The organism is Acinetobacter sp. VT 511, assembly GCF_001077515.1.
GTDB lineage: Bacteria > Pseudomonadota > Gammaproteobacteria > Pseudomonadales > Moraxellaceae > Acinetobacter > Acinetobacter schindleri.
The window spans coordinates 1-12685 of record NZ_LFRE01000058.1; the positions used below are offsets into that span (position 1 = coordinate 1).

General features: G+C 43.4%; 11 protein-coding genes. 1 reads left to right on the forward strand and 10 read right to left on the reverse strand.

Annotation, left to right across the window (positions count from 1 at the left end):
* The first annotated feature begins 111 nt into the window (after positions 1-111).
* Positions 112-1080, forward strand: coding sequence for an IS30 family transposase (locus ACS72_RS06290; RefSeq protein WP_005804963.1), 969 nt, complete (start codon positions 112-114; stop codon positions 1078-1080).
* A 169-nt stretch (positions 1081-1249) separates the two neighbouring features.
* Here the strand turns inward: ACS72_RS06290 and ACS72_RS06295 are convergent, their stop codons facing one another.
* The 10 genes from ACS72_RS06295 to ACS72_RS06340 form a co-directional block, all read right to left on the reverse strand.
* Positions 1250-1636 carry a hypothetical protein gene (locus ACS72_RS06295; RefSeq protein WP_048881594.1) on the reverse strand — a complete coding sequence of 129 codons (387 nt, stop codon included), beginning with the start codon at positions 1634-1636 and terminating at the stop codon, positions 1250-1252.
* A complete protein-coding gene (locus ACS72_RS06300; RefSeq protein WP_048881595.1) occupies positions 1633-1926 on the reverse strand; it encodes a hypothetical protein in 294 nt (97 codons plus the stop codon). The genes ACS72_RS06295 and ACS72_RS06300 overlap by 4 nt, the downstream gene beginning before the upstream one ends.
* A complete protein-coding gene (locus ACS72_RS06305) occupies positions 1923-3197 on the reverse strand; it encodes a hypothetical protein (protein ID WP_048881596.1) in 1275 nt (424 codons plus the stop codon). Before ACS72_RS06305 ends, ACS72_RS06300 begins: the two co-directional genes overlap by 4 nt.
* Positions 3198-3250: 53 nt before the next feature.
* Entirely contained in the window at positions 3251-4867 is a 1617-nt protein-coding gene (locus tag ACS72_RS06310) for a hypothetical protein (RefSeq protein WP_048881597.1), read from the reverse strand.
* Positions 4868-4876: 9 nt separating this feature from the next.
* On the reverse strand, positions 4877-6850 hold the full coding sequence (locus ACS72_RS06315; protein WP_048881598.1) for a hypothetical protein: 1974 nt from the start codon (positions 6848-6850) through the stop codon (positions 4877-4879).
* Positions 6840-7259, reverse strand: coding sequence for a hypothetical protein (locus ACS72_RS06320; protein WP_048881599.1), 420 nt, complete (start codon positions 7257-7259; stop codon positions 6840-6842). The genes ACS72_RS06315 and ACS72_RS06320 overlap by 11 nt, the downstream gene beginning before the upstream one ends.
* Positions 7256-10969, reverse strand: coding sequence for a tape measure protein (locus ACS72_RS06325; RefSeq protein WP_048881600.1), 3714 nt, complete (start codon positions 10967-10969; stop codon positions 7256-7258). Before ACS72_RS06325 ends, ACS72_RS06320 begins: the two co-directional genes overlap by 4 nt.
* Positions 10970-11054: 85 nt before the next feature.
* Positions 11055-11516 (reverse strand): PH domain-containing protein, encoded by a 462-nt coding sequence (locus tag ACS72_RS06330; RefSeq protein ID WP_004893891.1) that lies wholly within the window; start codon positions 11514-11516, stop codon positions 11055-11057.
* Positions 11517-11574: 58 nt separating this feature from the next.
* Complete coding sequence (locus tag ACS72_RS06335) at positions 11575-12135, reverse strand: hypothetical protein (protein ID WP_048881601.1); 561 nt, start codon at positions 12133-12135, stop codon at positions 11575-11577.
* A gap of 117 nt (positions 12136-12252) precedes the next feature.
* A complete protein-coding gene (locus ACS72_RS06340) occupies positions 12253-12576 on the reverse strand; it encodes a hypothetical protein (RefSeq protein WP_048881602.1) in 324 nt (107 codons plus the stop codon).
* Between the last annotated feature and the right edge of the window lie 109 nt (positions 12577-12685).

Sequence of the window (12685 nt, forward strand, 5' to 3'; positions counted from 1 at the left end):
GGCAGAGTAAAACTTGAAGTGCGACATAAACCACCTAATTAATTTAAAGGGTTTATGGAGTATATAAAATTGTCATACCATCATCTTAACTTTGAAGATCGTACTGCATTAATGCTTGAGTCAAGAAAAGAAGGCTTTTCAGCCAGAAAATTTGCTGAACTCATTAAAAGACATCCTAGTACGATCTATCGTGAGCTTAAAAGAAATAGCATCAATGACGTTTATCAAGCTCGATATGCTTCTGATAACACCTTCGCTAGACGTAGACGTGGTCACAGAAAACTCAAAATCGATTCAATCCTCTGGAAATTTATTGTTGAAGCGATCCGTTGTTTATGGTCTCCTCAGCAAATAGCAAAGCGTTTAAAGACATTTCCTGATTTGGATCAAACAATGAATGTAAGCCATACAACGATTTATTCAACGATACGAGCATTACCAAAGGGTGAGTTGAAAAAAGACTTATTATCCTGTCTGCGTCATGAAAATAAAAAGCGAAAAGCTAACGGTGAACCTAAAAAAGATTCTATATTACAGGATATTAAAACTATTCATGAGCGCCCAGCCGAAGTTCAAGAAAGAAAAATACCGGGTCATTGGGAAGCTGATTTAATTAAAGGTAAAGACAATAAAAGTTCGATAGCAACACTTATTGAACGAAATACACGGCTCTGTATCTTGGCAACATTACCTGATGCAAAGGCAGAATCAGTGCGCAAGGCTTTAACTGAAGCTCTGAAATATTTACCTGCAGAACTGCGTAAAACGTTGACCTATGACCGTGGACGCGAGATGTCAGAACATAAAATACTCGAAGAAGATTTAGGCATAGATGTATATTTCTGTGACCCACATTCACCTTGGCAAAAAGGCACATGCGAAAATATGAATGGTTTAATTAGGCAATATTTACCTAAAGGGATTGATTTAAATCAGGCAGATCAGCATTATTTAAATCAAGTTGCCATGTCACTGAATACTCGTCCTAGAAAGGCGTTAGATTGGCTTACACCATTAGAGAAATTTGCTCAGCTTGTTGATTATCATATGGCTTTTGAAACTGTCGCACCTCATGTTTGAATTCGCCCATCATCACCAAAATTAAGATTGGTCGAGCCATCAGTCAGATGTTCAAAATTCAGAATGATGTTGTGGCTATCAGTATTATCAGGCTTAAAGTTTGAGTTTAGGTTGTGTGCATCAACGGTGCCGAGCTTATTTTTAAAATCCACATGAGCACCCTTTTAAATTAAGGTCTGAGTTTTATTGATGTGACTGACAACGTACCGCCGAGCGCGAGATTGGTGTTAGCAAGACTAATATCCGTGCCCACTGTTAGATCGGCAGCGACATCACCAGCACCATTATAAATACGCGCCCACGTTGCAGTGCCTGCTTTAATAACAGTGCCTGTATCGGTCGGATGAAACTCCACATAAGTAGCAGTGTTTTCTTTGATACATGGCTCAGGAAAAGTCAGAGCCACTAGGGCGTTATTTGAATTCGCTGCAACCACAGGACTAGCAGGCTGCACACCTTCATAAAAAACAACGGTAGCACTTTGGCTACCGCTATCCATAAAGTTTGAAAAGGCTTGGATCATGGCAAGCCGGGCATTGACTGAAGTTTTACTCATTTCGGCACCACGTTATCTTGTATGACTGCGTTAAATTGCTGCTTACGATCAAACGCCACGACATAGGTTTTTAAGTCAGCATTAAGCCCCAGAAACTGATAATCACCGTTCTGATTGGGTCTGCGAACAGCAATTGGTTGCAAATTAGCCTTGTTATAAAGCACCACAGTAGCATCTTGATATTGCACACCAAGCTTTTTAACTGAGCCTTGGATTTTAGTAATCACACTGCCTGCCACATTTTGCATGTAACTTGATGAGGGCATTATTTTCCAAGAAACAGGCTTCATTTAAGCTCTCCCAGATAATACGCGCTAGACCCATTGCCACTCCCCGATGTGCTTGTTTGCAAAGTGTCTAATACGTACATAGAGCTCTCAGCTAGTCGTGGGGTTGTTTCGTTTACAGTCTCCGATTTAGCATTGTAAGCGATATGTTTAAATGTGCCTCGCAAGTAGTTATTATCATCTTTCAGTGGGATGCTTATGCACGGCATAATACCTGCGCTCGCAAAGCCTGAGATCCCCGACTGATAGTTTGGCATTACTGGCAAGGCGGAAACGTGCGCGCTGATCGGTGATGCGGGCGTGTATTTAGTTACAAACACGCGAGACGTATTATCCGACAAACCAAAGGCAAATCCACCCCTCAAATTGGTAGAATCGTGCCCGTCAGATGCCCTTCGAAGTGCCAAGGTTGTAGCTAAAAACCACGATGGTACTACGCCTGAGTCCAAGCTTGAGTCAAATAAACCACAACCGTATGTAAACTTCGAGGTGCGTGTTGTGGGGTGAGGTGCAATATTTAAATAAAACGCATCACTATCTCCGCAAAGCGTAAATCCTCGATTGCCGCCCAGCGTACCGTTGGTGGCATTGATATTGTAGTCAGGGCTTGCATTCCAAGCCCAATGCCAAAGAGACCATCCACGTTGCACATTTGTCCCTGTGCCTATGATCTTCCAATTTTTAGCAGGGTCGGCAGGGTCGAAAGGTAATTGTAAAACGTCAGGATTCTCAAAGTCATCTATGTGATCTATGTGCTCCAAAAGTCCGACCATAGCAGACTTAATGTATGTACTTGTATATGATCCTGCATCACTCGAGAGTGACTCATCAACACGAATAAACGGATGCTGCGCGGTTGGATTTTTGGCACGATAAACCCGCTTTACATCATTTGTATCGCGAAAAACAATCTCATAACCCAATGATGCTAATTTCCCTGAACCAACCGTTGTGATATTTGTTTCAGTAATTGCAGTATGTGGTTTTAAGATCAGCTCTGTTGCACTTAGCACGCCCTTAATGCGATATTTTTGATTTAATGAGGCGGGTGCAAAACTTGCTAGCTCAACCACCTGAAACAGCATGGCTTTGTGGTCTGAATATAAGGTTATATGTACATCACCCTGCTCATTAATCGATGCCGCTGTGATTTGGGTGAAATCAATGCCCGTCACCAAAGCTTTGTCGAGCATACGAATCAAGTCCCCCCAATTATTACCCAGGGTTAAGCCATTTAAATGACTAAAAAACTGCACATCTACATCTGTTGCCATTTTATTTGATCCATAAAAAAGACCGCTTAAAGCGGCCATATTTGACTTAAATTCTAAACAACGCGGTCAATGTCACCACGTAGCATGATCTGGAACTGGTCTGACAGCACAGCTGGTTCCGATTGCTTTACAGTGCGAATTACCCAGACCGGAAAGTTTGCAGCCACGGTATTGAAGCGCAGGACATTGCCATTGGCCCAACCCGCGCCCCAACCCTCTTTCTTGATGATGAAATACGGCACGCCAGTGACCGGGTTAATTGGTGCATAATCCGCATTAGTGGTACCAGTACCAATTTGCCCTGAATACTCACCAATACATCGAAAAGATTGATCTCCAGTAAAAATCAGTGCCCAGCGTTCCTGGATCGTACCCTTATTGGTGACCTGAAGTGGATACAGCGAGTCGTTGTAGTTTGCTAAAATGCCGGCACCCGTTGGCTCATCAACCCATACATTACTCCATGAGCCTTGTACAAACTTGCGGGTGTAACGCGCCTGCATATCACCAATGACCAATGCAGATCCAACAATGGTATCTACTGCATCATAGTTATGGGTTAAAGGTTTGGTAAAAGTCAGCTGACCATTAATCTGAACATCACGGATCAGCCCCATATCCTGATAGCGGTATTTCACTGTTAGTGGTGCAACCAGATTACCTAGCACAAAGTCACCACCCAATGTCACGCGGCCATAATCATAATCAACCGTGTATAAATCGAAAGCGACTTTCGTTCCATTGGCATCTTCAAGTTCTGTCCATGAAATACGCTGATCATTCAGATCGTATGTGGTACCTGCAATTGCACTGGGCAGCTCTTGTGCTTTGCTTGAGCTGACAATCCCGATGCCACCTACACGGAAGATCGGCACCCGACCATCAATCGGTAAACGAGTAGCTGATAAACCTAGAATTTCAGAATCTAGCGGAATGTAGGTATAAGCCACAGCGTTATAGCGTACTGATGAGGCATCTACCCAGACTGGAACGTTAATATAACGGCCATCCAGCTCATCATATTCAAGCAGTGGATCATACCAGTCATTCGCTTCAATCTCTGCCCTATTAACTTCAGTGATTTTGGTTTTGGTATAGAAGTAAATCGTGACAAAACCATTTTCCCAATTGACCTGACCATGCGCCCGGCTGGTTTCAATCGCGCCGTTTTCATCAGCGGTTAATGTGAGCTGGCCAAATTCAATGGTGCCCACTACCACAGTTAAGGATTGTGGACGAATCGGCATGATCGGTGTTCTAAAGCTGATTTTATTGACTGGCAATAGATCGGTTGTGGTAGTTAAGGATTCCAGAGTAATCGTGTTATCTGCATTCGGTGTCCAGGAGTCAATTTCAACAATGCCGGTGCCGTATTGAATCACACCAGATTGAATCCCGCTGTTATTCGCTGGATTCATATTGCGATAAAGCAAGCCAGTGCGATCCAGAAAGGTGTCCGCGCCAACTTTAAATCGGGCTGAGCCTGTAAGGATTTGCTCATCAAAGCCGGAAGATAAATCTAGCTTGAGTTTATCTGCTGTTACGGTATGAGTTGCCGAATTTGAACCTGATGTATCGCGGTATTTCACCCGAACATCAACAGCATTAAAGGCTTTGAGTTCAACCTGTTCGCCCTGAATTTTGGATGTTTGTGGAGAATAAAAGGACATATTTCCTCGCTATGCTGCTGCATACGTTGCCGACATCATTGGGAAGTACTCTTTTCTGAATACCTGTTGATATGCATCTGGTGTCACTTTGACTGCGCCAGTGGCATAGGTAATGCTGCCCTGTACCTGACCGCGCGAGTTGACCAGATTGCCAATCGTTGAATTTACCGGCACATCAAACAGGTTGACCGTACCGGTTATCTTTCCATCAATACTCTGCACAGGTACTTCCAGATATACGCTATTTGGCTGAATCGCTGCTCCGGTACCAATGTTAAAGACTAGTTTTTGGTTGGCATCTGGAGCAATATCCATTTTGGTCTGCTCAAGTGATGATCCGTAGTTGTAGATCACGGAGAAAGCTGTTCCTTTTTGAGGTAGCTTGCTTGGGATGATCTTTCCAACTCCGGTGGCATAGTTGATTTCACCAGTGGCATCACCGGTAAATTTACCCTGAGCATTGGAGGTCGCAGTTTTCGCTTCACCTTCAAGCATCCAGTTAATGGTGATGCCCGGCAAGACACCAGGTCGACCTAAATCGAAATCAAAGGCAGCTTTGTCTACATTCAGATTTGACCGTACGAAGGTAACAATTGGTGTTCCCCAGTTCAGTAGAATTGGTGTGTCTACATCCGGCAGTGCACCAGTGGTTAATAGCCACGAGCCTGTTTCATAGTTGATCATGCCTGAACCAAATGAAGGGCTGGCAGCCTTAAGCTGTCCTGATCCATCATCCTGCAATGTATAGAACTTACCCTGACTCATATACGAGATTGACAAAGCCCCAGGTGCTGGAATCGGAATTAAAACTCCAGTCCAGTTGGTGCTCTGGTTATTCTGAGTCACTGGAATTGCGTGACTCTGGTAATACTGATTTGGTGCAGCTGCTGGCTTAAACGTAATATTCAAGCTTACAGTGCCAGCTGGTGCTGCTGCAGTCCATTGGATTAAGCCGCGCTGGTAGTCAATTGTGCCGACCTGGGTGCCTTGAGCGTTCTTAAGCAATCCGCCTTGGCCTGTGATCTGCTGACCTTGTAAAGTGAAGGATATACTCGACGGAATCACGGCTGAGCCAATGTAAAGATTCTGACTCACACCAATCACCATATTCGGGTAATTGACCGTGATGGTACCTTCATTACCCGCCACCAGTACCACGCTTTCACCTGCAGCATTCACATCAATAATCGGGGTTTCAGTCTGAGCAGATGGAATGAGTTGAGCAAAGATGCTTTTAGCATTGACTGTGAACTCACCCACATTCGCATCGGATGCCAATGCGGTGGATGAGTAGTACAGACCGGTATCCGCAACAATAGTATCGCGGATAATGGTTTTTGATGGATTGCCTGCATACCACTGACGCGCTGACAAGCCCACAAAATCAATTTCCAAAGCATCATTGAGTGAGTAGGTGGCAATCTTGTATTCCACGTTTTTGCCATCCACCACCATAATGGCAGTACGAGTTTCAACTTTGGTAATACGAACGAACTGCTCATGCTCTAAAGCTTTGCCTTCATCACTGATCAGAACAATGGTATCCCCGACCGAGCTTTCGGTTTCTTGCGGAAACATGGTCACCTGAAGTGAAGACATGCCTTTCCAGTGCGTATCCAACGGCGTACCGGCAATCTGACCACCTTTGGCCAGATAATTTTCTACCCGGTTCTGGGCAGACTGGCGTTCATCGGTCCAGTTCTTGGTACTGAAAAGTAATGCCGATACGTTTGGGTCTTCTGGTAGCTCAGATACAAAGACTGTTGCACCCATTAATAAATCAGTATCTTCAGTCGTGACTGCTGGAAAGATTTTACGCATAGACACATCACCCATGGTGCGATCCATTTCCGATACATCATTGAACAGGTTATTGCTGATCCCATCCTGCACCACGACACCAGAATATTTACCACCACCATCAGAGTTATCGGTCAAGCGTTCAGACTTGTAAATTACTAAATCCTTGGTTTCAATCGCCATCGTCTAACTCCGTAAAGCGTAAGGTCACATTAAAATAATCATCCAGTGATACCGCTGGAATTCCTTTTACCGGCGCAGCTTCTAAAGCCCCATCCTGGTGGTTAAATTTGACGGTGAATTGTCGGTTGTCATGCGGTTGCTCAAACTGCAGTCTGAAATTCTCACCTTGCAGCTTGGACCATTCCAAAACAGTCCGCAGTTCACGTAGCTTGATCCAGCCCATTTCCTGATCTGCTGGCTGTAAGGTAATTGGTCGGCCCGACTTCTTTTTTCCTTCCTGAATGATCAGGGAGCCATCCATGGCATAGGCTTGATTCTGCTCAATGGCCTTCCATGAGAATTCATCAGGCCATAAAAAACCGTCCTCTAATGGGACGGTTTCTGATGTGCTTAAGCGGATTAATTTCATGTTGATCTCGCCTGTATTTTTAATTGATTCACAAGTTCATTCATTAAAGATTCCTGTCCTGCTGGCCCGCTAAATTTCATCTGCTTGCCATTGAAGTCAAAATTATAGGTAACCTCTTTGCTTGGCTGGCTCGTATCTCTAACTGATGGTGCAGAAGGAATCGACGGCGCGTAATTATTCAAGCTGCTAGAACTATTCTTACCAACATATTGGCTCAGTTTCTCAATCTGCTCGAGTACATACATGCCGTTACCCATAGCTTTTTGATTGTCGTAAGCAGATACCCCATAATTTTTCTTCATCCATTCGTTGGATGCAGATTTGTAGTAACCACCTGCGACTGGTTCAGCAGCCTTAAATAGCTCCTTAGCCTTTTGCTTAGCATCACCTTCATACCCAATATCTTTTAATTTCTGTTCAATTTCTTCAACAGAAAGTCCATATTTTGCGGTTTTTCCAGTCTTTGATGCTTCTATTTTGCCTTGAGTTGCTTTAAGTGCATCCGCCCAGGCTTCGGTAGAGGATTTAGCTTCTTCCCTTGCGATCTGACCTGCGTGACGGTATCCATCACCAATGCCACGTGCGGAATCCTTAACGCGGTCATTGGATTTGGTCCAATCATCCATGGTTTTGACAACAGCCTTTCCAGTATCATCAATCTGCACTTCTAGATTACGCCCGGCATTCATTGCATTTACCGCTGCAATTCTTCCTGCGTCACCGGATGCAGCCGCAGACTGAGCAGCTTTTTCATAGGCCTTTTGAATGCCTTCAGCTGTGGCCTTGCCACTATCCCGAATCGTGATGTAATCCATTAAGGCCTGTTGAGCGGAAAGCTTTAACTGCTCTTTGGTCTGAATACCAAGACGCTTAAACGCTTCAGTAACCGGGTCAATATCATCAGGTAACTCTTGAGCTTGCAGCTTGATCGCAATTAAACCTTGCTCAACCTGAGATGTTGAAATCTGACCTTGGGTACCAAACTCCTGAAGTTTAGCTTTGGCATAGTCAATTTCAGCTTGGCTTTTAGCCTTGCTAAGCCACTCCTCCCATGCTTGGTAAAGCACATCACCAGCCTGTTTTCCTGTATACCCTGCCTCACCTAACTTTGTCTTGAGTCCATCCAGTTCATTCCCTGAACTAGAAAATGACTTGGAGACCCTGTTTAGCGAAACATCAAGATCCACACCAAATAGCCTGGCAGCTGCAGATGCTCTTGAATAAGCCGTTTCTGCCACTTGGCCAGATCCGGTATTAGCCTTATTTAATTCAGCAATCCGTAAATCACGGTTATTGGCCAACTCTGCTTCTTTAGCATTGATGGCGGTAATGGATGCCTGAGCAGAAGCTAAAGCATTTAAATCACCAGACTTTTTGGCTTGTTCAATCTGTTGCTCCAAGAGCGCACGTTCAGCTGCAGCCTGTTTCTGATAAGCCAGATATTCCTCATCGGCTTTCTTAACATTTTCCTTGGCCAGCCTTAGAGCTTCTTCTTTTTTGGCAGCGCTTTCAGCAGCCTGTTCTGCACTCTGACTTGCCTGGACACTAACCTTGCCAGCCTCATCGATGGTGACGATATAGCCCTTGGTTAATAGATCGGCCTGCATCACGCCATCCATGACACCGCCATTGGCTTTGATAGCTGCTTCAGCGGTGGCCTGAGCGGAAGCCAGCATATCCCTATCTAATGCGGCCTTATTGGTTGCATGCTCCTTTTCACGACTCTCGAGCTCATTAGATTTCTGGATAATTGCATCAATGGTTGACTGATTGCCATCCTTGCGAGCTTGGTTTAACTGCGCATCGATGGCCGCACGTTCTGCTGCCAAATCTTTAGACTTTTGGGTAAATTCTTGATTCTGCTTTGCTAGTTCTGCAAAGGTGGCATTGTTGCTCTGCAGGGATTCTTGGTTTTTCTGATCTTGGGTCTTTCCAATGTCTTCAATAGCAGCAATACCTGCAGATTTAAAGCCCATTGCACCAGCAGTTGCACGGTCATAATAATCCTGTGCTTTCTTGGCCATTGCATCCATATCTGCAATAGCCTGATCCTTGGCATCACCCCATTTGAAATTGGCTTTAAACCCTATCCATGCAGCACCAACATCATAAAACACGCCAGCAAGCAGGTTGGCAACTATACTAATTGCTTCAAAACCATCACCAATGAATCCAAATACTACATTGAGAGCCTGCAAGGCTTTGGTGAAGCCATTAGTCTTATCTGTTGCTGTATCTATGCCGCTTTCAAAATTAAATATTGCTCCAAGCAACGTATTAAGCTGGTCTACGGCGATTCCAATTCCATTGCCTAAAGAACCAGCCATGGACTGAATAGTCTCGTAGGTAGTGCTTAATGCCTCTTTAAGTGCATCAATTGTGGCTGGATCGATTTTTTTAAGCTGATCCCCTACCCAGATAAAGCCTTCACCAATATCTTCGAGTATGGTCTCTATCACATCCATATTGTCAGCAAGAGTAACCAGCCATTGCGCCACAGTTGCAGATGCGCCGTTTGCTTGGTCCATCGTGCCAATCAGAATCTGCCATTGTGTAGCGATTCTCTGTAGGGCATTGCCAATGGTGGTTGGGAACTTAGCATAATCAGCTTCAATTGCAGCGGATTGGCTTTGTAGTGCCTTGATGACCTTCTCGGCTGACAGTTCGCCGTTTTCAGCCATCTTACGCAGTTCACCGGTAGTCACACCCAAAGACTGGGCCAATGCTTTTGAGATGCCTGGAGCCTGCTCCATGATGGAGTTGAATTCATCACCACGGAGTACGCCAGATTGTAATGCTTGCGTGAATTGGGTTATTGCTGCATCAGCTGCAGCTGCCGATCCACCACCAGTCTGAATGGCCATATTAATTGTTTTGACCAGATCAAGACTTTGCTGTTGGGTCATCCCCATCTGCTTACCGGTATCATTCACTTTCGTAAATAGACCCGCGGTGGCATCCAGACTTGAGTTGGTCATCAACGCAACTTGGTGCACCCCCGCCATAGCTTGGGTAAAGTTTCCACCATCACTGGTTGCGATGTTGATTCGAGCTGAAAGGTTGGTATAGGAATCCGCGGCCTCTGCTAATTCACGAAGGCCCAAACCAATACCAATACCGCCCATAACCCCAATAAGGGCGGTAAATCCAGTTTTTAGTACCCCTATTCCCTTCTGCGCCGTCTGAGCAGCTGTATCCGTTTCTTTTAGACTTGTATTGGCTTTGCCCACTTCTGCCTGGAATCCATCAAAAGCCTGATCTGCTTGCTGTACTTCTTTTTCTAGTTGATCAACCTGGACCTGTGCTTTTTCAATATCTGCAGGTGAAGCTTTAGTTTTTGAAAACGCTTCAAGGTTTTGCTTGGCTTGAGCTAAATCTCCTTTAAGTTGGCCTAAAGCTTTTTCGGTTCTATTGCCAAAATCAGTAAAATTCCCTGCTGTAGATTTTGCATTGTCACCAGCATCTTTAATAATGCCTGTAGCAGCATTTAGAGACTGAGAAAGCTTATCCGCCAACTCACTAGTGCCTTTAGGGATGATATTACCCATTTCCTTTGAGGCATCGGTGGTTGCTTGTTTTAATCGATCAGACTCTTGCTTAATTGTGTTGAATACTGATTTAACTGTATCTTCAGACTGCTTGATATTGCCAACAAAACCTTTAGTGTCGGCATCCATGACTAATTTGAATGTTAAATTTTTACCAGACATGCTGACCTCTAAATTTAGGCAATAAAAAACCCGCCTAAGCGGGTATAGGTTAGGTATTAAAAAAGCACCCTAAGGTGCTTTTGATTTACGATACTTTTTTATCAGCATCATCTAATTCATCGAGAAAATTATTTACTTGCTGTCTGAATTCCATTGGTCGTGAAATATATGGAATTGGTGCATGTGAGCCACCCACCCCTTTAACTACAATAGACCCAAAATTAAGAATTCGCCCCAAGATGCCTTGATCAACACCTAAACTTTCAACACGATTTACTTTTAATTCAATTGTATTTCTTCGAATTAATCCAGACTTAGCAATGATACGCCTATTTGTTAGAGCTAGCTCTGTTGTTAGAACATGTATAGCAGCTATCCCAATTAAAATTAGTCCGATAAACAAAGAAACTCCGCTCTTTGATCCCAGCGCAGATAAAATAAATAGCCCCCCGAACAACAAATACCAGAATTGAGATAACCATGTCACTTGTGCTTTGATAATAATTTTTTCATCTCTAGCCAAGTTCTCTTCAATATAACTTCCCATATGACCCCTTATAAGTATTGATTTAATATGGCCATACTACTGTTTGCTTATTTCTTTATCAATCAGAAACCATTTCTCTCTTAAACGATTCAAAGCCTTTCTTATCGGACTGAGCTACACGTGCTGCAACGGCGTTATTGAAGATTCCCTGCTTATACAGCTTATTTGCAGCCTTAACGTAGCTCTGGAATGCACCGTAGGTCATTTCCATGATTTCACTATGTTGATGGCCCATTGACACCAGAAACTGGAATGAATCAAACCAGGTGGAGTCATCTTTCTTTTTAATACCGCGTTCTGGCTTTTCGTATTTGAAATAGGCCTGATTGACCAGAAGCACTGCTTTAAGCAGATCTTTAAATCCCTGTTCATCAGCAGCAAGTTCCACTAGTGATTCATTGTCCAGATCAGTAACGCATGCCATGGTCGAAATGACTTGCATAACATGAGCTTTGAATAACTCTGTCAAAATCTCATCTGAATGATCTTGGTCTTTAATGAAGTTCTTTAACGGCTCAGCATGCATTGCCCAGGTATCGAAGTCTTTCATCTGGATCTGGCGTACTTCGATGTCATTCACTCTGACACTGCGATTCGTTGCTAGGAAAAAATCATTCATGATGGAATCTCGAATTAAATGTCAGGCATTAAAAAACCACTCTAAAGAGTGGCCTTTAAAAACGAAACCTAAGTATAAAAGGTTACAAGAATTTTTGATTATCTCTCTACTGGCAGATCAACAAGACACCTTCCAAGCCAATTCGAATTGCTCTTGCCCCGTCCAACCCTCTATAAGAATTATATTCTTCTCTACCATCACAAACCGCTTGAAAGGACTATATTGATTATTATCTTCCATATAACTCAGTTCTCCACAATCTCTAAATTGATTACGGAATTTGACTGATTTAGTATTAGGTAGGAACTTTAGGGTATTTTCTCTAACAGCCTTGAGATTGGCTTTTTCTAAAGCTTGAGGATCTTTTTGATTTTCAAAATCAGCCGATGAGTTACATCCAACTAGAATCAATATGAAAAAAATTAACAACAAAATCTTCATAAGGTCTCCAAAATTAGAGCAACCTTACTTTATTATTTTCTCAACACAAGTATTTTTATATAAGTAGTTTTGTAAGTTTTTTTATAAAATTTTCCTATAGATAGAACTT

Bases quoted from the DNA above. Each gene is read 5' to 3' on its own strand.
- ACS72_RS06335 (WP_048881601.1), bottom strand. From the start codon at position 12,135: ATGAATGATTTTTTCCTAGCAACGAATCGCAGTGTCAGAGTGAATGAC.
- ACS72_RS06295 (WP_048881594.1), bottom strand. From the start codon at position 1,636: ATGAGTAAAACTTCAGTCAATGCCCGGCTTGCCATGATCCAAGCCTTT.
- ACS72_RS06325 (WP_048881600.1), bottom strand. From the start codon at position 10,969: ATGTCTGGTAAAAATTTAACATTCAAATTAGTCATGGATGCCGACACT.
- ACS72_RS06330 (WP_004893891.1), bottom strand. From the start codon at position 11,516: ATGGGAAGTTATATTGAAGAGAACTTGGCTAGAGATGAAAAAATTATT.
- ACS72_RS06290 (WP_005804963.1), top strand. From the start codon at position 112: ATGCTTGAGTCAAGAAAAGAAGGCTTTTCAGCCAGAAAATTTGCTGAA.
- ACS72_RS06340 (WP_048881602.1), bottom strand. From the start codon at position 12,576: ATGAAGATTTTGTTGTTAATTTTTTTCATATTGATTCTAGTTGGATGT.
- ACS72_RS06305 (WP_048881596.1), bottom strand. From the start codon at position 3,197: ATGGCAACAGATGTAGATGTGCAGTTTTTTAGTCATTTAAATGGCTTA.
- ACS72_RS06320 (WP_048881599.1), bottom strand. From the start codon at position 7,259: ATGAAATTAATCCGCTTAAGCACATCAGAAACCGTCCCATTAGAGGAC.
- ACS72_RS06310 (WP_048881597.1), bottom strand. From the start codon at position 4,867: ATGTCCTTTTATTCTCCACAAACATCCAAAATTCAGGGCGAACAGGTT.
- ACS72_RS06300 (WP_048881595.1), bottom strand. From the start codon at position 1,926: ATGAAGCCTGTTTCTTGGAAAATAATGCCCTCATCAAGTTACATGCAA.
- ACS72_RS06315 (WP_048881598.1), bottom strand. From the start codon at position 6,850: ATGGCGATTGAAACCAAGGATTTAGTAATTTACAAGTCTGAACGCTTG.